19 protein-coding genes, 1 riboswitch and 1 other annotated feature are annotated in these 21,483 nt (G+C 52.8%); of the genes, 11 read left to right on the top strand and 8 right to left on the bottom strand.

Going from position 1 to position 21,483, the window contains the following annotated elements; all coding sequences use genetic code 11:
- The first annotated feature begins 19 nt into the window (after positions 1 to 19).
- The 10 genes from NST04_RS15285 (at position 20) to glpK (ending at position 10,554) form a co-directional block, all read left to right on the top strand.
- Positions 20 to 691, top strand: coding sequence for a nucleoside recognition domain-containing protein (locus NST04_RS15285; protein WP_076162260.1), 672 nt, complete (start codon positions 20 to 22; stop codon positions 689 to 691).
- Between the two features lie 6 nt (positions 692 to 697).
- On the top strand, positions 698 to 1,231 hold the full coding sequence (locus NST04_RS15290; RefSeq protein ID WP_341184933.1) for a spore maturation protein: 534 nt from the start codon (positions 698 to 700) through the stop codon (positions 1,229 to 1,231).
- Positions 1,232 to 1,987: 756 nt separating this feature from the next.
- On the top strand, positions 1,988 to 2,332 hold the full coding sequence (locus NST04_RS15295) for an N-acetylmuramoyl-L-alanine amidase (RefSeq protein WP_341184934.1): 345 nt from the start codon (positions 1,988 to 1,990) through the stop codon (positions 2,330 to 2,332).
- A 20-nt stretch (positions 2,333 to 2,352) separates the two neighbouring features.
- A complete protein-coding gene (locus NST04_RS15300) occupies positions 2,353 to 3,111 on the top strand; it encodes a pseudouridine synthase (protein ID WP_036727368.1) in 759 nt (252 codons plus the stop codon).
- A 112-nt stretch (positions 3,112 to 3,223) separates the two neighbouring features.
- Complete coding sequence (gene resA / locus NST04_RS15305) at positions 3,224 to 3,748, top strand: thiol-disulfide oxidoreductase ResA (protein ID WP_341184935.1); 525 nt, start codon at positions 3,224 to 3,226, stop codon at positions 3,746 to 3,748.
- The gene (gene resB, locus NST04_RS15310) at positions 3,745 to 5,433 is read left to right on the top strand and encodes a cytochrome c biogenesis protein ResB (protein WP_341184936.1); all 1,689 of its coding nucleotides are present in this window, start codon (positions 3,745 to 3,747) and stop codon (positions 5,431 to 5,433) included. Before resA ends, resB begins: the two co-directional genes overlap by 4 nt.
- Positions 5,430 to 6,692 carry a cytochrome c biogenesis protein CcsA gene (ccsA, locus tag NST04_RS15315; protein WP_341184937.1) on the top strand — a complete coding sequence of 421 codons (1,263 nt, stop codon included), beginning with the start codon at positions 5,430 to 5,432 and terminating at the stop codon, positions 6,690 to 6,692. Before resB ends, ccsA begins: the two co-directional genes overlap by 4 nt.
- 78 nt (positions 6,693 to 6,770) lie before the next feature.
- Positions 6,771 to 7,487 carry a response regulator transcription factor gene (locus NST04_RS15320; RefSeq protein WP_036727360.1) on the top strand — a complete coding sequence of 239 codons (717 nt, stop codon included), beginning with the start codon at positions 6,771 to 6,773 and terminating at the stop codon, positions 7,485 to 7,487.
- A complete protein-coding gene (locus tag NST04_RS15325; RefSeq protein WP_341184938.1) occupies positions 7,488 to 8,927 on the top strand; it encodes a HAMP domain-containing sensor histidine kinase in 1,440 nt (479 codons plus the stop codon). It begins immediately after the preceding gene.
- 121 nt (positions 8,928 to 9,048) lie between these two features.
- The gene (glpK, locus tag NST04_RS15330) at positions 9,049 to 10,554 is read left to right on the top strand and encodes a glycerol kinase GlpK (protein ID WP_341184939.1); all 1,506 of its coding nucleotides are present in this window, start codon (positions 9,049 to 9,051) and stop codon (positions 10,552 to 10,554) included.
- An 80-nt stretch (positions 10,555 to 10,634) separates the two neighbouring features.
- Here glpK and NST04_RS15335 read toward each other — a convergent pair whose 3' ends face one another.
- The 6 genes from NST04_RS15335 to NST04_RS15360 form a co-directional block, all read right to left on the bottom strand.
- Complete coding sequence (locus NST04_RS15335; protein WP_341184940.1) at positions 10,635 to 11,627, bottom strand: 3-oxoacyl-[acyl-carrier-protein] synthase III C-terminal domain-containing protein; 993 nt, start codon at positions 11,625 to 11,627, stop codon at positions 10,635 to 10,637.
- Positions 11,628 to 11,766: 139 nt separating this feature from the next.
- Complete coding sequence (locus NST04_RS15340; protein ID WP_036727352.1) at positions 11,767 to 12,117, bottom strand: hypothetical protein; 351 nt, start codon at positions 12,115 to 12,117, stop codon at positions 11,767 to 11,769.
- Positions 12,118 to 12,268: 151 nt separating this feature from the next.
- On the bottom strand, positions 12,269 to 12,649 hold the full coding sequence (locus NST04_RS15345; protein ID WP_341184941.1) for a carboxymuconolactone decarboxylase family protein: 381 nt from the start codon (positions 12,647 to 12,649) through the stop codon (positions 12,269 to 12,271).
- A 51-nt stretch (positions 12,650 to 12,700) separates the two neighbouring features.
- The gene (locus NST04_RS15350) at positions 12,701 to 14,344 is read right to left on the bottom strand and encodes a thiamine pyrophosphate-binding protein (protein WP_341184942.1); all 1,644 of its coding nucleotides are present in this window, start codon (positions 14,342 to 14,344) and stop codon (positions 12,701 to 12,703) included.
- A 116-nt stretch (positions 14,345 to 14,460) separates the two neighbouring features.
- Positions 14,461 to 14,557, bottom strand: a riboswitch (cyclic di-GMP riboswitch).
- A 502-nt stretch (positions 14,558 to 15,059) separates the two neighbouring features.
- Entirely contained in the window at positions 15,060 to 16,310 is a 1,251-nt protein-coding gene (locus NST04_RS15355) for a methyl-accepting chemotaxis protein (protein ID WP_341184943.1), read from the bottom strand.
- Between the two features lie 73 nt (positions 16,311 to 16,383).
- Positions 16,384 to 17,337: a helix-turn-helix transcriptional regulator gene (locus NST04_RS15360; protein ID WP_341184944.1), complete on the bottom strand. Its 954-nt coding sequence runs from the start codon at positions 17,335 to 17,337 to the stop codon at positions 16,384 to 16,386.
- A gap of 134 nt (positions 17,338 to 17,471) precedes the next feature.
- Between NST04_RS15360 and NST04_RS15365 the strand changes: the two genes are divergently transcribed.
- The gene (locus NST04_RS15365) at positions 17,472 to 18,311 is read left to right on the top strand and encodes an SDR family NAD(P)-dependent oxidoreductase (protein ID WP_341184945.1); all 840 of its coding nucleotides are present in this window, start codon (positions 17,472 to 17,474) and stop codon (positions 18,309 to 18,311) included.
- A gap of 82 nt (positions 18,312 to 18,393) precedes the next feature.
- Here NST04_RS15365 and serA read toward each other — a convergent pair whose 3' ends face one another.
- Positions 18,394 to 19,986 (bottom strand): phosphoglycerate dehydrogenase, encoded by a 1,593-nt coding sequence (gene serA, locus NST04_RS15370; protein WP_341184946.1) that lies wholly within the window; start codon positions 19,984 to 19,986, stop codon positions 18,394 to 18,396.
- 209 nt (positions 19,987 to 20,195) lie between these two features.
- Positions 20,196 to 20,423 (bottom strand) — a binding site (T-box leader).
- 113 nt (positions 20,424 to 20,536) lie between these two features.
- Positions 20,537 to 21,442: a hypothetical protein gene (locus NST04_RS15375; RefSeq protein ID WP_341184947.1), complete on the bottom strand. Its 906-nt coding sequence runs from the start codon at positions 21,440 to 21,442 to the stop codon at positions 20,537 to 20,539.
- Positions 21,443 to 21,483 lie beyond the last annotated feature (41 nt).

The following is a 21,483-nucleotide window of genomic DNA, read 5'->3' on the forward strand; positions in this document are numbered from 1 at the left end:
AGCGGGGGAGGGGATACCCATGTTAAATGGAATCTGGCTGGGGATGATTCTGATCGGGTTTGGCTTTGCGGCAGTTAACGGAAGGATGAATGAATTCACCGCCGCTGTATTCGATGGTGCGAAGAGCGGGGTGACTGTCAGCTTCGGGCTGATCAGTGTGCTGGTGTTCTGGCTGGGCATTATGCGGATTGCGGAGGATGCCGACCTGCTGAAGAAAATCTCCAGAGTGCTGGGTCCGGTAGTCTCCTTTCTGTTCCCGGATGTGCCCAAAGGGCACCCCGCCATCGGCTACATTCTCTCCAATATGAGCGCCAACCTGCTGGGTCTGGGGAATGCGGCCACTCCGATGGGCATTAAGGCGATGCAGGAGCTGCAGACACTGAACCCGGATAAGGAGACCGCAACGCCGGCCATGTGTACCCTGCTTGCGCTGAATACCGCCAGCATCACCCTGATTCCGGCGACCCTGATTGCGATCCGGCTGAATTACGGATCCGCGGACCCGGCGGCCATAGTCGGAACCACTCTGGCGGCGACGGCGGTGGCGACCCTGGCGGCGATTGCTGCGGACAGGCTGTTCCGCCGCCTGACTCTGCTCCGCAGGCCGCCCGGACCGCCGCCGGTCCTCAACACCGGGACAGGCCCGGCGAACGGGAGCGGGGCACTCCCACAATCTTCGGTGAAAGGGTGACCGTCCGTGTTACAACTGATCAGTCTGATCTCTGCCTGGGCGATTCCGGTGATGGTTACCTTTATTCCGCTGTATGCCTTCACGCGTAAGGTTCCGGTCTATGAATCTTTCGTGGAGGGTGCGAAGGACGGGTTCGGCACCGCCATTGCAATTATCCCCCATCTGGTCGGTATGCTGGTGGCGATCAGTGTGTTCCGCGCGTCCGGCGCGCTGGACTTCCTCATGGGCTTTGTAAGCCCTCTGCTGCAGGGGCTGGGCATTCCGTCAGAGGTGCTTCCGCTCGGTCTCCTGCGCCCGCTGACGGGCACTGGATCACTTGCCTATACCACAGACCTGATCCGCGTCCACGGCCCGGACTCTCTCATCGGTATGATTGCTTCTACTATACAGGGCAGCACAGACACCACCCTGTATGTGCTTACTGTGTATTTCGGCGCCGTAGGCATCCGCAACGGCCGCTATGCCCTGAAGGTGGGCCTGTTCTCGGACGTTGTCGGCTTTATAGCTGCCATTGCCGTTTGTCTGCTGGTGTTCGGGTAGCAGTAGATTGATAGATGGATTTCCTCCACCTGCTGCTAGACGAATGAGCGCTGTGAAGACAACAGTTGGAAAAATGCCGCTTAATTATACGCATTCTCGCCAAAGTGTTGAAATTAAACAAATTAAATGCCCTTTTTCCACCTGTTTCAGCCAATATCCCCGAAACTCATAAATTACGATACGTTTATCCAATTGTTGCCTTCAGGAGAGAGCGAATGAAGAGTATAAGTACACCTGATTTCAGCAAAAGTTGGCCGGATGAGCGAATGAAGGGTATTAATGCACTTGATTTCAGCAAAAGTTAGCCGGATGAGCAAATGAAGGGTATAAATGCACCTGATCACTTCCCTGGCAACCTGCCGCCAGTGGTTGTGATTCCCAAGCGCTGCCCCGCAGCCGCTTGCTCGTCCCGCGTCTTCCCTACAGTCCTCCCCCCCTTCCGGGAGGTGAGGACTGATTGTTATTAGGTTTGCCCGTGCGTAGACGGAGTAACGGAGAGGAATTTTGGAACTGGAGGAGCGCTAGCGTCCGCCTTTAAAGTTGGATTTCTACTGCCGCAGGGCAGTCTAATCAAGGAAATCCAACTTTAACAGTGGCCGGAAGTCCAAACATTCCTCGGGGTTACGATTAGTCAACGCTTTTATTCTCTTTGGCCCCGCTCCCACCCCGCTCCCCAAACATTTTAACAAACATTTCTCACCGCCCGCCCCCCCACTTCATATGCTATTTCAGCAATACGGAGGGAGGACGACAAGGGTGGAATACAAAGGCTTTATTCTGCATCATTCCCGCTGTCCGTCTATTAACGGCAAAGGCTTTGACTTCTGGGTCGGACTGAACGGCTCGGTCTATGCGGCTCCGCTGCTGACAGACCCGGAGCATATTCATATATGCCTTGAGGGCAACTATGGGGAGGCGGAGCAATTGCCCCAGCTGGCGGAGCGCCAGCAGCAGCTGTTCGCGGCAGGGAAGCTTATACTGGAGCTGTCCGGGCGCTATCAAATGTCGCCGCTTACGGTGGAGCCGCATAGCGAAACTTGCCCCGGCGCATTTTTTCCGTGGAATGACCTTGTGATTTATGCCTCTGATGGTTATCATTAACCTGAGGTGAGTAGTCGAAAATGGAAAGATTACAGAAAATTTTGGCGCAAGCAGGTGTTGCGTCCAGACGCAAATGTGAAGAAATGATTTTGGCCGGTAAAGTGGAAGTCAACGGGGAACTCGTAACTACGCTTGGCACGAAGGCGGACCCCGCAACCGATATTATTAAAGTCTCGGGCAGACTGATCCGGGGCGAGAATAAAATCTATATTATGTTCAACAAGCCCAAAGGTGTAATTACAAGCGCCTCGGATGACAAGGGCCGCAAGGTAGTAACGGATTACCTGAAAGGAATCACAGAGCGCGTATACCCTGTAGGCCGCTTGGACTACGATACCGAAGGGCTGCTGCTGCTGACGAATGACGGTGAGTTTGCCAACCTGCTCACGCATCCGAAGCATCATGTGCCGAAGACGTATCTGGCCACGGTCAAGGGTGTGCCGCACGGCACAGCGCTGGACAAGCTGAAGGCCGGCATTAAGCTGGAGGACGGCATGACCGCTCCGGCGGAAGTTGAATACAAGGATATCGATGAAGCCAATAAGGAAGCGGTAATCAGCATCACCATCCATGAAGGCCGCAACCGCCAGGTCCGGCGGATGTTCGAGGCCGTATCACATCCGGTTATCCGGCTGAAGCGGATTTCCTTCGGGGATATCCTGCTCCAGAATCTCAAACGCGGCTCCTACCGCCATTTGACCAAGGATGAGATCAATCATCTGCAGCAAATTGCCAAAGCGGGAATGCTTCGGGATAATCAGACACGTAAAGACACATAAAGTTCACAATTTCCCCTCCTAAAACTGTGACAATATTCGTTATAATGTTCATAGGATGTTCACACCTTACAACTAAAGTAATGAGTTGCGTCACAGAAGGGGGTACCCCTGTATGGGCAAAGCCAGGAAGCCAATCCAAATCGTGATACTATTTCTAATCGTACTGCTTGGGGGTTATGCTATCAGCTCCTCTGTGTTCGGGGGGGACGGCAAGCCGCAAGAAGGCGGGAAAGCGCCTAATTTTGAATTGCTTGGGCTGGACGGTGCGACCCATACGCTGGAGGAATTCAGAGGGAAGTCGGTTGTGCTGAACTTCTGGGGCTCCTGGTGCGCACCATGCGTGAAGGAAATGCCTGCACTCCAGGCACAGTGGGAGAAATGGAAGGACCAGGGTGTTGTAGTCTTGGGCGTGAATGTGGGCGAGGATCAGATGACGGTGGACAATTTCGTGAAGCTCGTGGATATTGATTTTCCGGTTGTGATGGATAAGGGACGCGACGCGGTCCGCAGCTACGGGGTCTCCCCGCTGCCCACCACCTTCTTCATTAATACAAAGGGCAGGGTGGACAGCATTCATATCGGCCAGCTGGATCTGAGCTCGCTTGACGAGCAAATCGGGAAGCTGGTGGAACCATGAATAAGCGTGAGCCGCTGATCAGCAACACCAAATGTGAATGCGGTCACCAGAATCCGGTAGGAACGGTTCTCTGTGAAGCCTGCGGCAAGCCGCTGGATGAGAAGGAAGAGAACGCCTCGGGGAACCTGGAGATGCGCTACGATGGGGTAGCCCGCCGTTCACAACGGGTAAGTCCGGGAGTGATCGATAAGGTCTGGAACTTTTTTTCCTCAGTCAAAATTGCCATCTACCTGATTGTGCTGACACTGCTCGGTGCGATGCTCGGTACGATTTTTCCGCAAGAAAGCACCTTTCTGAATATTGACGCTTCAACCTATTATGAACAAACGTATGGAACAGCCGGGAATATATATTATAGACTCGGCCTTTCGCATACCTATGAATCCTGGTGGTTCGTGACACTGCTGGTCATGATCGGAGCTTCTCTGGTCATCTGCAGCCTGGACCGCGTGCTTCCGCTCTACAAGGCGCTAACCCGGCAGAAGGTCCGCAAGCACCGCCAGTTCCTTACCCGTCAAAAGCTTACGCTGATTACAGAGGTGGAGGGGGAGCCGGAGGAATGGGTGGCACGGATCGTTCAGCCGCTTAAGAAGAAAGGATACCGCGTGCGGACGGAGGGAGGGGCATTACTGGCCGAGAAACACCGTTTCAGCCGCTGGGGACCTTATGTAATACATATTGGCCTGATTATATTTTTGCTTGCTGTGCTCGCCAGAGGATTGCCGGGTCTCAATATGGATCAGCATCTTGCCTTCCCGCAGGGAGAGGCAGTACGGATACCGGACACCAGCATGTACCTGAAGAATGAGAAGTTCACAGTAGAATTCTATAGTGAAGAAGAGATGCCCGAGGAATTCCGGGGCAAGAAGGTTCTCCCTAAGCTTTACGAGACTAAGGCGGTTCTATATGAATGTACGGCGGATTGCAGCGATCCCTCCAAGGAGCCTCAGCTTGCGGAAGTTGCCCGGCACGACATTCAGGTGAATTCTCCGCTGAGCTACCAAGGAATGAAAGCGTATCAGTTCGACTATGATCTTACGCCTGTGCTGCGTTCCGTGCAGCCTGATCTCGTCAATGCTTCAACCGGTGAGAGCTACGGCAAGTTCAGACTGGATATGAAGAATCCGCAGCGCAGCTTCAAGGCGGGACCCTACACCCTTGAGCTGAAGGAGAAGTATATGGATTTCGGATTGAATGAGGAAGGCCGTCCGGTCTCTACCTCCCCTTATCCGAACGCTCCGGCGTTTCTCTTCCTGATCCGTGGTCCGGATCTGCCGGCAGAGGGGCAGCAATATTTCTATTTCCCGAAGCAGGTCGACAAGGAGCGCTTCCAGCAGTCGGCCATCAATGACAAGCTTGGAGGCGGCACACGGTTTCTGGAGCTTGAGGTGGGCAGTATGACGGATGTGGATTTCTCGGAATCCACCACCTATCTCAATATCCGTGTAGACCGGGCAATGCCGTTTGTCTGGATTGGTGCGGGTATTGTCATGCTGGGGCTGATTCTCGGCTTCTATTGGCAGCACAGACGCATTTGGCTGATCGTTGAGGGCGGACAGCTGGTGCTTGGAGGCCATACCAACAAGAACTGGTTCGGCTTCCGCCGTGAGCTCGTTTCTATTCTGGAGCAGATAGACATGACAGTCGATGACAAATCATTGGACAACGGAGGAGGCATGGCATGAGCTTGCTCGATTTCAGCAGTGACGTCTTTATAGCCGCATTTCTTTTATACAGCGGTGCCTTCATGTTGTTCACCATTGCCATTATGGGCCGCAAATGGTCGGGCAGGAAGCCGGAGGAGCATACGGCACGGTGGGGGCGGATTGCTTTTATCACCTCTTCACTCGGGCTGATCTGCCATCTGGCCTACTTCGTTACCCGCTGGATGGGGGCCGGTCATATTCCGGTCAGCAATATGTATGAGTTCATGACCTTCCTATCGATGATGGTGATGGTTGCCTTTACGGTGATCTTTGCCATCTACCGCAAGATAATTCTCGGGGTATTCGCGGTTCCGATCTCCATAGTTGTGATGGCCTATGCAGCGGTATTTCCGCAGGAAGTGCAGCCGCTTATTCCTTCACTCAAATCGATCTATCTGAATATTCATGTCACGCTGGCAGCCCTCGGGGAGTCCTTCTTCGCGGTGGGCTTTGCTGCCGGACTTATGTATCTGCTGCGGACAGTGAAATTTGACAGCAAGGAACGCAGTGACCGTAAGCAGCAGCGGCTGGTCGAATTTACTCTGTTCTCGATCATTGTTATAATTGGATTTCTTGGATCGGTATTTGCCTTTCGCGGCGCGGGCTATGAATCTGTTTTTGTCCGTTCGAACGTTACGATTGACAGCCCCGGGCAGGAAGATAGTACAATAGAGAAAGTGAGTTATAAAATGCCGCCGATTGTGGCACCGTACCATAGCGAAATTGAGAGCTTCCAGCCGTTTCTTGGGCTTCAGAAGCCTTTGTTTCAAGCGCCTTCCTGGATGAATGGTGTCAATGCAGGGCGCAAGTTCAACACTGTGATCTGGTCACTGCTATCCGGACTGATACTGTATGGCATTCTTCGGCTGGCCGTGCGTAAGCCGCTTGGGAAGGCCCTTCATCCGGTGCTTGATGGAATCGACGAGAATGACCTGGATGAGATTACCTACAGGGCAATCGCCATCGGGTTCCCGATTTTCACACTGGGGGCTTTGATTTTTGCAATGATATGGGCTGAGGTGGCTTGGGGCAGATTCTGGGGATGGGACCCCAAGGAAGTCTGGGCACTCGTCACTTGGCTGTTCTACAGTGCGTATCTCCATTTGCGGCTGGCCCGCGGATGGCAGGGACGCAAATCCGCTTGGCTCGCTGTACTCGGCTTTCTAATCGTAATGTTTACCCTGGTCGGTGTTAACCTGGTTATCGCCGGACTTCATTCATATGCGGGAACGGACTGATAAGCTCAGGCTTCTTTCGGGCATGCGTATGATCCAAGGTGACGTTCTACTGTAATTGATGAAGGGGTTGTTGTGTAAATGGCTGAGCACTTGAATAGAATTCTGGTAGTGGATGACGAAGAACGCATCCGCCGCCTGCTCAAAATGTATCTTGAAAAAGAAGGCTATGAGATTGATGAGGCAGAGGACGGTGAAATCGCCCTGCGCAAAGCAACCGCCAATGACTACGGTCTGATTCTGCTGGATGTGATGCTGCCGGGTATTGACGGGATAGAAGTGCTGACCAGGCTGAGAGGCGTGAAATCCACACCGGTCCTGATGCTTACCGCTAAGGGCGAGGAGATCAACCGGGTTCAGGGCTTTGAGATGGGGGCAGACGATTATGTCGTCAAGCCATTTAGCCCGCGCGAGGTGATCTACCGGGTCAAGGCGATTATGCGCCGTTCTTCCGCAACAGCATTTTTGTCCAAAGAGAGTAATTCAAGCAACAATATCGTGTTCCCGTTCCTGATTATTGAGCATGATGCACACCGCGTAAGCGCAGGGGGCCAAGAGGTAAGTCTGACGCCCAAGGAATACGAGCTGCTGCATTATCTGGCGATCTCACCGGACAAGGTATTCTCGCGTGAGGAACTGCTGAAGGATGTATGGAATTACGAGTTCTTCGGAGATCTGCGCACCGTGGACACCCATGTCAAGCGTCTCCGTGAAAAACTGAATAAGGTATCCCCGGAATCGGCAGCGATGATTACAACGGTGTGGGGAGTAGGCTATAAGCTTGAGGTGCCTAAATAAGTGAACTTCTGGAGAAGCCTAGTCGGTAAGCTGTGGATCACGATTATCTTTCTGGTTGCTGTCGTGCTCATTACACTCGGGCTGTTCCTGCTGCCTTACATCGACAGTAATTTCACCAATTCCGGGGCAATCAAGCGCTTGTTCATGTATACGTGCATGATTGGGTTCTCGCTGACCACCTTCTTTGCCCTGTTCCTGTTCACGAAGATCACTCAGCCGATGCAGCAGGTTATTGAGGCAGCGAATGACATCCGCCGCGGCGAATATGGAACAAGACTGACCCTGGTCACGAGCGATGAGATCGGCCAGCTCGCCACATCGTTTAACCACATGGCAGAAGAGCTGGAAGAGAATATACGCAGTCTGAATAATGAAAAAGGGCATTTATCCAGTGTCCTGCGCAGTATGAGCGATGCGGTGATTACCTTCGATATCGAAGGCCGGATCATCCTCACCAATCCGCATGGCCAGACCCTCCTCGAAACGTGGAGTGATCTTGCCTGGGAGGAGGAAGAGGATAACGGACCTGTTCCGAAGGCCTCTGCTTCCAGCGAGGTCCCGCCGCCGCTGCGTCCATTATTCCTCAGCACCCTTGAGAACGGGGGCGATCAGCGCTCCAATGTCCATGTCCGGCAGGGGGTATGGTCGGTGCACATGGCACCGCTCTATTCCGAAGATCATCTGCGCGGCGCCGTTGCTGTTCTGCGTGATGTGACGGAAGAGGTGCGACTGGAGAAGATGCGGCGTGATTTCGTGGCGAATGTATCCCATGAGATCCGCACCCCGCTCTCGATGATGCAGGGCTATAGTGAAGCGCTGCTGGACGGAATGGCCTCCTCACCGGAGGAGAGCAGTGAGCTGGTTCAGGTTATTCATGATGAATCCTTGCGTATGGGCCGTCTGGTGAAGGATCTGCTGGACTTGGCACGAATGGAAGCAGGGCATACGGATATGCTTAAAGCTCAGGTCGATGTGGGAGAATTGCTGGAGCGGGTGTACCGCAAATTCTCCGTCAGAGCCAAGGAGCGGGATATTATGCTTGAACTGAAGCGGCCGGAGCAGAAACTGCTGCTGGGGGCTGCCGATGAAGACAAGCTGGAGCAGGTGCTGACCAATCTGCTGGATAATGCCTTCCGCCATACTCCGGCTGACCGGAGAATCTCCATTCTGGCAGGCACAGTAATACTGGAAGGCAGAAGTCTGGTGGAGATCGCGATCAGAGACCAGGGGGCCGGAATCAATCCCGAGGATCTGCCGTTTATCTTCGAACGCTTCTACAAAGCAGATAAAGCCCGCCTGCGCGGAGAATCGGGCGGTACGGGGCTGGGGCTGGCGATCGTGAAGAATATCGTCGAATCGCATCACGGCAGTATTTATGCCTCCAGCAAGCTAGGAGAAGGCACCACATTTACCCTGCGGCTTCCTGTCGAAAAACAGTAAACCAAGACCATGCATGACAGCGCCTCTGAGAGCAGAGGTGCTTTTTGTTGAAATCACCACATTAATATTGTTCATCGTGAAACATATATTTCAAGCTAAGGCTTGCAGGAGGCTGGGCATTATGATCTTATCCTTGGACCAAGGTACTACCAGCTCACGGGCAATTCTCTTTGATGCAGAGGCGGAAGTGATCTCGCAGGGGCAATATGAGATCAAGCAATCCTTTCCCCGCCCGGGCTGGGTTGAGCATGACCCGGAGCAGATCTGGGAGAGTCAGCTTGCAGCAGCCAGAGATGCCATTGCAGCAAGCTCCGAACCGGCTGATCACATAACGGCTATCGGCATTACCAACCAGCGGGAGACGGCACTCATCTGGGATAAAATTACAGGCGAGCCGATCTATCCGGCAATTGTCTGGCAGGACCGGCGGACAGCAGATCAATGTGAGGAGCTGAAGTCACGCGGGATGGCCGGAGTCATTGCGGACAAGACGGGGCTGGTCATTGACGCGTATTTCTCGGCGACTAAGCTGGCGTGGATTCTGGATCATGTACCGGGAGCAAGAGACCGGGCAGCCAAGGGAGAGCTCCTGGCAGGGACAATAGACACCTGGCTGATCTGGAAGCTGACCGGAGGCGCTGTTCACGCTACAGACGTTACTAATGCTTCAAGAACGATGATGTATAACCTGCATGAGCGTCAGTGGGATGAAGAGCTGATGGACATGCTGCGTATTCCGCCGTCCATTCTGCCGGAGGTGAGGATGTCGGGCGGAGATTTCGGGTTCTGTAACCAGCAGTGGTTCGGTCTGGAGATTCCTATCCGGTCGGTGCTGGGAGATCAGCAGGCAGCACTCTTTGGCCATACCTGCCTGGAAGCCGGCAGTGCCAAGAATACCTATGGAACAGGCTGCTTCATCCTCATGAATACTGGCACTGAAGCTGTGGCATCCAGTCACGGCCTGTTGACCACGGTAGCCTGGGGCATGGGCGATGATCTCTATTATGCTCTGGAGGGCAGTGTGTTCGTAGCTGGAGCGGCTGTACAGTGGCTGCAAGAGGGGCTGGGGCTGATTGTTGCGCCCGCTGACTCGGAAGAGAAGGCCAGCGAAGTGGATGAGAGTGAAGGGGTTGTGGTGGTACCGGCCTTTACCGGACTGGGTGCGCCTTACTGGGATATGTATGCGCGTGGCGCCATATTCGGCTTGACGCGGGGCACCACCTCTGCCCACCTGGTAAGGGCGACGCTGGAATCCCTGGCCTTCCAGTCCCGTGATGTCATCGATGCCATGCAGAAGGACGCCGGCATGCCGCTCACCGGCCTGAGAGTGGACGGGGGGGCGGTGCGCAACAATCTGCTAATGCAGTTCCAGGCCGATATTCTGGGCAGCGAGGTGACACGTACAACCTATGCCGAGACTACGGCACTTGGTGCTGCGCTGCTCGCCGGACTCACCTCCGGGGTATGGACCCGTGAGCAGCTGGAGAGCTTCAACACCGCTGAGAAGGTATTCTCGCCGCAGATGGAGCCTGAAGAGCGGGAACGCAGATACGGCGCCTGGCAGGATGCTGTGTCGCGTACGATGGGCTGGGAGAAGCATGAGAGCAAGCACGAAGGCAGACTTTAAATATAAGAACAAAAACGGCCCGTAGGCAGAGACTCTGCTGCGGGCCGTTTTTTTACGCTGGAACAATATGAACAGTATGATTAGTACTCCATTACAAATGCGACATTCTGCCATCCGGCGCCAACGGTCCAGAACAGGACCTTGTCTCCGCGTTCAAGCTGCCCGGTAGTGACGGCTTTGTGAAGGGCGATGAACGGGCTGCTGGTCGAGGTATAGCCGAACTCATCGCCTATGTAGACTGCGGCCTCAGGGTTAATGCCGGTTTTGCCGGAGACAGCCTGGATGTTCGGAAGAGACAGCTGTGAGAAGCAGGCGGCCTTAACCGATTCAGGGGCAATCCCGTTGTTGCTCAGCAGAATGTTAATCGATTCGGAAGCAGCGTCCACGCAGATGGAATCATCGAACGGAATGAACTTCACATTGAACTCTCCTGCGGCAACACCGGTGCGTCCGAGCTTAGCCAGGCCTTCTGCCGGGAACAGAGAGTTGCCGTACACACAGGTGTCTGTCTGGTAGATAGAGTCAATGAAGCCGACCGAATGCTCATCGCGCTCCAGAATGACCGCCGCAGCGGCATCACCGAAGTTCGCGTAATATACCGGATCATTCTTGTCCGCATGAGGCGCCACGTAATCAGAGCCGATGACCAGAGCGCGGCGGATTCTCGGGTTCGCCATCATCTGGCGGCTGACCTGCTCAACGGAGGCGGTCATTCCGGCACAGTTGGCATTGCTGTCAATACAGATGGTATGCGAAGCCCCGTTAATCAGGCGGTGAATCATCAATGAGTTCGTAGGAAATATATATTCAGGGGTCTGGCTTGCATAAGCGATCAGGTCAATGTCAGGGCCGGTAAGACCGGTCTTCTCCAGAACATTACTTGCGGCTTCAAAAGCCATTGTCAGGGAGTTCTCATCCGGGCTGTCGATGCTGTAGCGGTTTTCACGGCCCAGAGTAGCCAGCAGTCCGCGGATATCAATACCTTTGTCATCAAAATGCTGAATGAAAAACTCATTGCCGATTCTTTTGTCTGGATGGTAGATATCAATGTCCTTAATGCGAATCCCCGCCATAGTACAGACCTCCTAAAGTTTTGTTAGCTATACTTCTCACGAATCTGCTTCTTACAAAACTCTCTTCCGGCGTTAGCAGCCAGAACAATGAATGAATATGTGCGTTTCATGCTGCGGATTTTAGTTTAAATTGTAATTGTTAAGCTTGTACGGTTGAAGTGATCTCTAGGTTCTCAAGTCCGGCTTTGCGGCCCAGACGTGCCAGCTGCATTTTGAGGATCGGGTTATTTTCAAGGGTAAGACTCACTTTCTGGAAGCCGTCAGCCTTGAACATGATGAAGCAGCCTTCAAGCAGCGGTACAACATCAGGAGCCGTTACATTCAACTTGCGGCAGTCGATCTCTAATGCATATTCAGCAGGGCTGATCGGGTTAATGGTCTGCTGGTAAGCCTGTATAGATTTGAGCCCGTCCTCGTTAGAAAAAGTTCCCTCCAGCTCAATATTGATTACTTTCTTCGCAGTGTCTGTCTTCAAAATAAATTGTCCCATGTTGATCTCTCCCTAAGTGTAATTTGTAATACCTCCAAAACCTCATTTCTGCGACTCTATTCGACAAAATCGCAATTGGATTTGGGATATTTTGCCTTCATTATAACCAGATCATACTGAAATGTGCAATCAAAAGTCGAAAATTGTAGATTTATGAAGATTTTTCTTTGATCTCCTCCAGGGTATCCAGCAGCACATTAAAGGCTGAAATCACCCGGGGGGCACCGACGCAAGGAGTTAGATGCAGCAGCACCCCCTTGATCTGCTCGATGGTCATGCCAACGCGGAGCGCCATTACATAATGAACCCCTAACTGCTCATATTGCCCCATCGTAATCAGAGACGAGATCACCGCGATCTCTTTCCAGTCAGAGCCAATTGTGGTCCGCTGAAAAATATCACCATAGGCGTTGCCCATGATATACTCGGCTAATTCCGGGAAATGCTCTTTGATCGGAGCCAGGGCTTTGGCCCCGTAATCTCCTGAGAGATCAGTGAAATGATCGAGTCCGCTGTTCATGTTCTGCTTCATGCTTTTGACCTCCTGACAGTAGGTTAGAAAATGTGTGCGAATACGGCTTCCTTACGTAAGATCCAGCGTGCGGTGAGCCGTGGGAGGCATCTCATCACGGTCAGTCAGCAGCTCAATGACAGAGGTCTTGTTAAGCGCGATAGCCTCGCGGATTGCGGCGGCGAACTCCTCCTGCGTCTCACAGCGGAAGCCGGCTGCTCCCAATGATTCGGCGAATTTCACAGCATCCATCGGAACCTCGAAGATCGTACCGTCAATCCGGCCGGTCGTTTTCTCCATGCCCTTGAGCGCCATATCCAGCTGCATATTGTTCACCACGATGAAAATCACCGGAATATCCTTGCAAACGGCCGTGTTTATTTCAGCACCGAGCATCATAAAACAGCCGTCACCGGTTATACAGAAGACGGTCTCTCCGGGAGAGGCAGTCTTGGCGCCGATGGCCATGCCAATTGAATTGCCCATGCAGGCAAAGTAGGCATCAAATATGAAGCTGCCGGGCCTGCGGACATTGAACCATTTCACAGCATTGAACCCATGGCTGCCGTCATCTACGAACACGCTGCTGTTGTAGGGGATTTGTTCGCTCATCGTGCTCATTACCGAAGCCAGAGATAGTCCCGCCAGCACGGGCAGCTCGTCATTGTAATCATTGGAAATATTAATTTCATGCTTGGTGACCGCAGAGGGGTCCAGCTTCTGAAGATACAGTGCCAGGTTGTCCCTTAAGTCTCCGCCGACAGCGATGGTGGATGAGGTGAGTATTTTGCCGACAAAGGTTGGATCTACATCGAACTGGATCAGCTGCTGCGGATGATTCTCCGGCTTCAGGTTACAGATAGTCATATCGCTGAGACGGGAGCCCAGAACAATGAACAGGTCGCTGTTGTTCAGCAATTCATCGCCGTGCGGGGAGCCGCCGACGCCGACAGGACCGTGGTAGAGCGGGTGATCATAAGCTATGGCGCCTTTGCCGCCTGGAGAGGTGACTACAGGAATGTTGAAGGTTTCGGCCAGCTGCACCAGTTCCTGATGGGCCCCGGAGCGGTTGACGCCTTTACCGGCAATGATCAGAGGGCTGACGGATTGATTAATCGCCGAGATGACCCGGTCATAGTTCTGATAACTGACTAGTCCCTCGCGCTCCGGCAGAACAATCCGGCATTCCGCGAGCCGCTCTGTCTGCACATCAAACGGAATGCAGAGATGGACCGGACCTTTCCGGTCACCGAGGGCGATGGATAGGGCATGGTTGAAAATCGTGCTGAAGTGATCGCCGCGTTCAACAAGCTTGCTGAAGAGGGTGGCCGGCCGGAACATATCCGCCAAATCAGCCAGATAAGAAGTGGAATCCTGGCATTGGGGAATGCCCAGCTCCTTGATGGACTGATGGCCGGTGATGAAGAGGACGGGAAGATTATTGGCCTTGGCATGCGCTGCAGCGGTGAGCAGATTCGTTCCGCCCGGACCGGAAGTGCCGAAGGCTACCCCGAGGCTGCCGGTCTTCAGAGCATAACCGCCAGCGGCGAAGCCGGAGCTGGATTCGTGCCGGCCGGGGATGAACTCTATGCCGTAGTCAACCATTTTCAAAGCGATGGGGCAAATAGATTTGCCTATGATTCCAAAAGAATGAGTGACTCCCAGATTGTGCAATGCTTCCGCCATATAATCTGCAACTGTCTTCAGAACATCCACCCCGCATGTTGTTATTTGTATAAGTCAGCAATAGAAAACCTGTACTCAATATTGGAGCACAGGTCTGTTGCACGAATCACCATAATCAAACGCGAAACCTAAGGCGTTCACAGTTTTTCAGCAACCTGGCTGTCATGATCCCACTTCAGAAATGAGACTGTAGATCCATGGCTTTGCGTCATTCCCTTTCGGTGAATTTTGCCGGTATGCGGTTATAAATCAATCTTTGGAGAATTTTCCTTTACAATATATTCCTAGCTCCTCTTTTGTCAATAACCCCAGTGAGAAGAAACTCGGAATTTGGCGAATATTCAGGAGTTGAAATGGCTAAATATTTGGAATTTCAAACTTTTGAAAATGGTTGTCCCTGGAAGACTAAAGTCTTAAAATGCAAATGAAAATTTCGGGCCCTTATTATGGAGAGTAAGCACAAAGACTCATTACAATCCTGAGGTACTGCAAAATGTTAAGAATTCGCTAGATATACAGCATTGCAAAATTAAATGATAGGACTTAAGTAACGGATATGTGAGCTGTTGACTTATAGACAAGCTATGACAATAGAACGACTATAGTAAAGAAGTGCAAAACACATTTTTTACCCTTATGCACAATTTCAACAATTTGTGAATATTACATAACAATCTGATTTTTGCATAGAAAAAGAGACACCACCCGCAGTATTTCCGCAGGCGCGTGTCTCATTGTGCCGGAGCTAGAATTTGAAAATATGAATTGTTTTTTGCAGGTTGAAGACTGCGGAGGTCATCTTCTCTGTCTCCTCAGCCACGGATTGCAGCGCGTGAATCTGTTCGTTCATCGCTGCGGATACCTCTTCGGTCCCTGCGGCGGTCTCCTGGGTAATGGCTGAGATATTCTCGATTGCCCCGGAGATCTTGAGTGCGCTCTCCAGCATAAGGTCACTCTCTGCGGAGAAGGAAGCGATCTGCTCGGTTATGTATTGGACACTATGCACAATTTGAGCAAAGATGTTAGCCGTTTCTGTTATCATCTCATTCTGTACCTGAACTACCTCTTCGTTAATGGCGATATTATCGATGGCCTGCTTGATATCCGCTTCAATGCTGCGGACCAGTCCGAACACCTCTTTGGTGGAAGCGGTGGATTCCTCGGCCAGCTTACGGACCTCCTGGGCAACAACTGCGAATCCCCGGCCATGCTCGCCTGCGCGGGCAGCTTCAATAGAGGCATTGAGCGACAGCAGATTAGTCTGTTCGGCAATTTCGGTAATCGTCTTGGTTATCATCGTAATGCCGCGTGCGTTCTGCGATAGGGCTTCAATCGTATCCGCCACCTTCTGGGTAGCCTGGATGTTCTTGCGCATGCCTTCGGCTTGGGTATCCACCGATTGCCGTCCCTGTTCTACCAATTCCAGCGTATGTACAGACCTTCTATTCATTTCCTTGGTGGAATTCGTATAATTGGAGACCTTGATTTCGATATCCTTGATCGATTCGGTCATATCAGCGATATCCACCGAGATTTCGTTAGCACCTAGAGCCAGTTCATTGGAGGAGGAGGCCACCTGAGCCATTACAAACTTCAGGTTCTGATTCTTGTCTTCAATCCCGCGGCTGGCGTCCATAACCTGACGGGTAATCTGTGAGGCATCGGTGAGGATTTTTTTGAGCTTGTCAATCATGGTGTTGAAGGAGCGGCTAATGTCGCCCATGGAGCCATTCTCGTCGGCACGGCTGGTGAAGTCGCCTTTGGCAATCGTGTGCGTCACATTGGAGATATCCTCAAATGAAGATGTAAGCGTTCTCTCAATGAAGCGCGCGAGCGGGTATGTCAGCGCTGCCAGGACGGCGACAAGAATAATGCCGACGAGCAGCCTGTCCATCAGGATTAGCGTGATTAAGACAGGGACAGCGAATAAAGCGGCCACCAAGTAACATCCGGTGACGATTTTTTGTTTCAACGGCAGCTTGTTCATCCAGTCCATAATGTAAAGTCCCCCTATAAAGAATAATGTGTATTGTAATATTATAGGGGATACTAGTGCATTTGGTCTATTATTAAAAATCGTATAATGCTGCCGCTTCCCGCAGAGCCGAAGCAACCGTATCTGCAAGCTCAGGCGGTGCGGTCACTTTGATGCCTTGACCCAAGGACAAGATGATCCGGCACGCAGACTCCGGCGTGTTGAACTCGGCCTCGGCCCTGATCCAGCCAGGGGCCTCAGAAGGCTCCTGGTGCAACAGGGCGACGTATCGTTCCCGCTGCAGCTCCTTCATCGTGTGGTCCCTGACAAGCAGGCTGGCGGGATACCGGGGCAAGGCAGACTTGAACGCGGCGGTGGAGGTCTCCCAGTACTCAGACAGGACGAAATCCTCAGGCTGCTCAAAAGACTCATTTGTGACTTTGGCCTCAGTGATTCTGGAGACCCGGTAGGTCCGCAGCTCGCTGTCATGCCCCGCGACCAAGTACCAGACGCCGCGCTTGACTACCAGTCCCAGCGGTGCAACCAGCCGCTCGGCAGCGTCCTCCCCGCGCAGATAGGTGATGCTCACCCTGAGGTTCTCCCATAAGGCTTCCTGCAAAGCGGGTAGGCAGGGATAGGTCTCCCCGGAGGAATGCCACCCGGCTCCGTCGATGTGAATCCGCTGGCTGAGGAAGCTGAAGGGGGTTAGGGGCTGCCTGGTAGCAGCGGCCTGCAGCTTGCGGGCGGCCGAGGAGAATTCCTCCTGAATGCCCAGAGCGCGCAGAATCGCCGGATCAGCGGGCACCAGCAGCGCGGCAATCTCCTTGGTGTTCATTCCGCTCAGCGAATTCCGGTAGCCTTCCGCCAGCTTCCAGCCGCCTTCCCGGCCGCGCTCCGCCAGCACAGGAATGCCGGAGAAGCTGAGCGCCTCCATATCCCGGAAGATCGTGCGTTCGGATACCTCCAGCGTTTGTGCCAGCTCTTTGGAGCTGATTTTCCCGCGGCTCTGTAAAAGTTGAACAATAGTGATCAGGCGATCCGCTCTCATTCAGCTGCCTCCCTAAAATGTATTATTTATATATGTCAATGGTTGTCATGTATAAGGTATATATTAGACAAGAGTACGGATTAACGCAAATGATCTTCTAATCCGGGCATGATAGACGAAAGGGAGCGGATCAAATGACTAATTTGCAAGGGAAAGTGGCATTGGTAACAGGAGGGAGCAGGGGGGCAGGCAGAGGCATTGCGCTGGAGCTGGCGAAGGCTGGCGCCTATGTATACACTACAGGCAGGAATGCCGGTATGCCGCAGGCACACGCAAGAACGCTTGAAGGGGTGCTGGCTGAGATCCGCCGGTTAGGCGGGGACGGAGCCGTGATCCGCTGTGATCATACGAATGATAGCGAGACAGAAGCTGTAATCCGGCAGATTAGCACAGAGCAGGGCAGACTGGATATTCTGGTCAATAACGTCTGGGGCGGCAATAGTCTCGCTATCGGGAATGAACCGTTCTGGGAGCAGCCGGTGCAGCATTGGGATCATATGTTCACTGCCGGGGTCCGGGCACAGTTAATGACCAATTATTATGCTATACCTCTAATGCGCAGCGAAGGAACGGGGGCGGGTAAATTAATCGTTCATACGACCTTCTGGGATGAGTATAAATACACCGGAAACTTCTATTATGATCTGTCCAAAAATGCGCTGGTGCGCATGGCCTACGGATTATCCCTAGAAGTGGCTGCGGACGGCATCGCAGTGATCCCCGTCTCTCCCGGCTGGATGCGGACCGAGCTGGTCCTGGACAGCTTCGGTACAGATGAAGAACACTGGCAGGAGGAGGAGGGGCTGAGGACCACCGAATCAACAGCCTATATCGGACGGGCAGTTGCAGCGCTTGCTGCTGATCCTGAAGTGATATCCATGACGGGTGTTCCACAGAAGGTAGGGGACCTGGCACGGAAATATGGCTTTACGGACACCGACGGCCGGCAGGTGCCGGCCTACCAAATTTCATAGTCAGAATGCAAAAACACTCTTTGGAAGTGCGCAGCCTGGGGCCTGCACTCCCGAAGAGTGTTTTATTGTGAAGAAATAAGAATTAGAGCAGAATGATCTCCTCAGCGGTGTTGATCTCCGGCAGTCCGGCCAGCTTCACCAGGACCTCCTTCGGCACACCCTTATCAACGGTCAGGAGCATGATGGCGGCTCCGCCGATGATGGTACGGCCAACCTGCATGGATGCGATATTGACGCCGTTCTCGCCAAGCAGAGTACCGACGAGTCCGATGATACCCGGCTTATCGTTATGCGAGATGACCAGCTGATGGCCTTCAGGAGCAATATCGACCGGGAACTTGTTGACCTTAACGATACGTTCGCCGTAGCCCTGCAGCAGGGTACCGGCAACCAGACGCTCTTCATCATGCTCAGCCTTGAGTGTTACCGTGATGAGATTGGTGAAGCCTTTGGTTTTGGAAGCCTTGGTCACCACTACGTTCACGTCACGGGTCTTCGCCAGATGCATCGAGTTGACGATGTTCACATCTCCGGCGAAGTGGCGGGTGAGCACACCTTTGACGACATAACGGGTAAGCGGCTGGGTATCCACATCCGAGAGATCACCGGCATACTCCACATGGATCTCGCGGATCGCCCCGTCTGTAATCTGAGTAGCGAAGCTGCCCAGCTTCTCGCCGAGGGTGAAGTACGGCTGCAGCTTGTTCATCACGCTAGGTGCAACCGGCGGAATGTTCACCGCGTTGATGAACGGTTCGTTGCGCAGGATATGGAGGACCTGCTCCGATACATCGATCGCCACGTTCTCCTGGGCTTCAATCGTCGAAGCACCCAGATGCGGGGTCACGATAATCTTCGGATTTGTAAGGAACGGGTGGTCTGCTTCAGGCGGCTCCTTCTCGAACACGTCGAATGCAGCGCCGGCCACAATGCCGCTGTCAATCGCTTCTACGAGCGCCATTTCATCGATAACACCGCCGCGGGCACAGTTGATGATACGCATGCCTTTTTTCATGACTTCAAATTGCGGACGGGAGATCATGTGGCGGGTCTCCGGTGTGAGCGGTGTGTGAACCGTGATGAAGTCTGCCCCGCGCACAATGTCGTCTACCGAAGCCAGCTTCACTTCCATTTTCTCTGCACGGTCAGCCGTCAGGAACGGGTCATAGGCCAGGATGCTCATGCCGAAGGCTTTGGCGCGCTTGGCCACCTCGCTGCCGATCCGGCCCATGCCGAGTACGCCCAGTGTCTTGCCGCGCAGCTCGACGCCGAGGAAGGTCTTTCTGTCCCATACACCGGAAATGGTCTTCGCATAGGCTTGAGGAATATGACGGGCCAAGGCCATCATCATGGCAAAAGCATGTTCACAGGTCGTAATGGTGTTGCCGTCCGGAGCGTTGATAACAACTACACCGCGCTGCGTGGCGGACTCCAGCTTGATGTTGTCCACGCCGACTCCGGCCCGGCCGATAACCTTGAGATTAGTACCGGCTGCGATAATTTTGTCCGTTACAGTAGTCTGGCTGCGAACGAGTAAGCCGTCATATTCGCCAATGATTGCAACTAGCTCATCTTCACTTAGTCCTGTTTTCTTGTCTACAGTCACATCGCTTGCGTCCATCAATTGCTGAATGCCCAGATCGCTGATCGGGTCCGATACTAATACTTTAAACATGGTCTCTTGTCCTCCTTCAAATGGGAAAGCTATTGTATATGCCAAGGATCACCGGGTAAGGCAATCCGCAGTACCAGAACTTACGAGAGCCTAAAGAGCATATTGACACCAGGGTAACGCGCTGTCGCATAAAAGAAACAGCATGCAGAGGTACCAGATTCTTAGGGATATGGCAATAAAAAAACTCCCAACCCCATACTACTGCCGTAGTAAGGGACGAGAGTTGTCGTGGTACCACCCTAATTCACTGCGACGGTTAAGAGGCAGCCTCATTGGCCTGCAAAGGCCACACTGGTAACGGAGTGATCCGATTGTATCTACTCTTGTGTTCAATACAATATCTCAGGAGCGCTAAAGATTAATGTCCGTCACCGGTTCTCACCACCCACCGGCTCTCTGAAGACTGCAAGTAATCTTTGTTCCATCATCGGTTTTGCTTGATTAATTTGTCATAATGTAACATGGTGATGCCAAGTGTGTCAATAGGATTCTTCTGAGCGGGTCCGCCTTGAAGTGGGCCGTAATTTTCGTTATGATGCAATAACTGGTCTTACTCGTAGAAGAAAGGGAGCTGCGGCATGATCTCCTTGCCGTAATATTGTTCCCGCCACTTGATGAAGTCCTGCTCCTGCACCGCACCGGTGGAGATGAGCAGAGTGACGGAGGACTGAACATTATTCAGCTTCAGCGAGCTGGCGGTCCCGGAGTAGATCATATCATCAATCTTGGCAGTGATATCCTGCGGATCATATCCGGCATAGATGCCGCGGTTCAGCATCATATCGGCGATGGAAGCGTTCTTGAGCAAGAGCGGCATTTTTTTCCACTGAATGAAAGAGATTGTCTTCAGCTCGCCGGACTGCTGCGGAATGGACGAATGGGTCTTCGACCCCCATTTCAGCATGGAATCATAGAAGTTCTTCTGGGCCAGCAGCCCGAATCTCACGGCACTGGTTGTGAAGTTGTCGCTTCTCAGCATTTTGGCGGCTTCTGCGCCGGAAGCACCCGCCGTCACCTTGCCGGAGGCTTGGGAGAAGAGTGTGAGACTCTTAAGAATATTGAGCTGAGATTCATAGAGCATCGGTGAATTAGTGAAGAGCGAATCCTGGGTAACCTTATCATACTGCTTGTCCGCCAGAATACTCAGATTCTTCAGCGTTGCCGCGTTCTGGCGGGCATCCGTGCTGCGGGCAAGACCGTCCAGCTGTTCGTTCCAATTGCGCTTGAATTCCCGGTAGGGCAAAAATACGTTATGATAAAAGGTGACAAGATCCTGCTGCTGGTAGGAGCCGGAGAATTCCTGGGCGCTTGGGTGGTCCTTCAGCTGTGAATACTTGGCTTCTGTCTTGTCAGCTCCAACCTTGACTCCCGTGAAAAATGAAGCGAATGCGGATATTAGAAAAAACAAAAAACCTAGTGTGTACATCATTTGAGTGCGGGAGGTACGGCTGTTCATGATTAGGTGCTCCTTCGTATAGGTAAATTAACTTATGTAAA

The organism is Paenibacillus sp. FSL H7-0756 (assembly GCF_038006765.1).
Taxonomy (GTDB): Bacteria; Bacillota; Bacilli; order Paenibacillales; family Paenibacillaceae; genus Paenibacillus_AQ.

What these genes read in the sequence shown, in the direction of transcription:
- NST04_RS15335 (WP_341184940.1), bottom strand. Translation starts at nt 11,627, where the DNA reads ATGGCGGGGATTCGCATTAAGGACATTGATATCTACCATCCAGACAAA.
- NST04_RS15375 (WP_341184947.1), bottom strand. Translation starts at nt 21,442, where the DNA reads ATGAACAGCCGTACCTCCCGCACTCAAATGATGTACACACTAGGTTTT.
- NST04_RS15285 (WP_076162260.1), top strand. Translation starts at nt 20, where the DNA reads ATGTTAAATGGAATCTGGCTGGGGATGATTCTGATCGGGTTTGGCTTT.
- glpK (WP_341184939.1), top strand. Translation starts at nt 9,049, where the DNA reads ATGATCTTATCCTTGGACCAAGGTACTACCAGCTCACGGGCAATTCTC.
- NST04_RS15365 (WP_341184945.1), top strand. Translation starts at nt 17,472, where the DNA reads ATGACTAATTTGCAAGGGAAAGTGGCATTGGTAACAGGAGGGAGCAGG.
- NST04_RS15360 (WP_341184944.1), bottom strand. Translation starts at nt 17,337, where the DNA reads ATGAGAGCGGATCGCCTGATCACTATTGTTCAACTTTTACAGAGCCGC.
- NST04_RS15340 (WP_036727352.1), bottom strand. Translation starts at nt 12,117, where the DNA reads ATGGGACAATTTATTTTGAAGACAGACACTGCGAAGAAAGTAATCAAT.
- ccsA (WP_341184937.1), top strand. Translation starts at nt 5,430, where the DNA reads ATGAGCTTGCTCGATTTCAGCAGTGACGTCTTTATAGCCGCATTTCTT.
- resB (WP_341184936.1), top strand. Translation starts at nt 3,745, where the DNA reads ATGAATAAGCGTGAGCCGCTGATCAGCAACACCAAATGTGAATGCGGT.
- NST04_RS15320 (WP_036727360.1), top strand. Translation starts at nt 6,771, where the DNA reads ATGGCTGAGCACTTGAATAGAATTCTGGTAGTGGATGACGAAGAACGC.
- serA (WP_341184946.1), bottom strand. Translation starts at nt 19,986, where the DNA reads ATGTTTAAAGTATTAGTATCGGACCCGATCAGCGATCTGGGCATTCAG.
- resA (WP_341184935.1), top strand. Translation starts at nt 3,224, where the DNA reads ATGGGCAAAGCCAGGAAGCCAATCCAAATCGTGATACTATTTCTAATC.
- NST04_RS15355 (WP_341184943.1), bottom strand. Translation starts at nt 16,310, where the DNA reads ATGGACTGGATGAACAAGCTGCCGTTGAAACAAAAAATCGTCACCGGA.
- NST04_RS15300 (WP_036727368.1), top strand. Translation starts at nt 2,353, where the DNA reads ATGGAAAGATTACAGAAAATTTTGGCGCAAGCAGGTGTTGCGTCCAGA.
- NST04_RS15345 (WP_341184941.1), bottom strand. Translation starts at nt 12,649, where the DNA reads ATGAAGCAGAACATGAACAGCGGACTCGATCATTTCACTGATCTCTCA.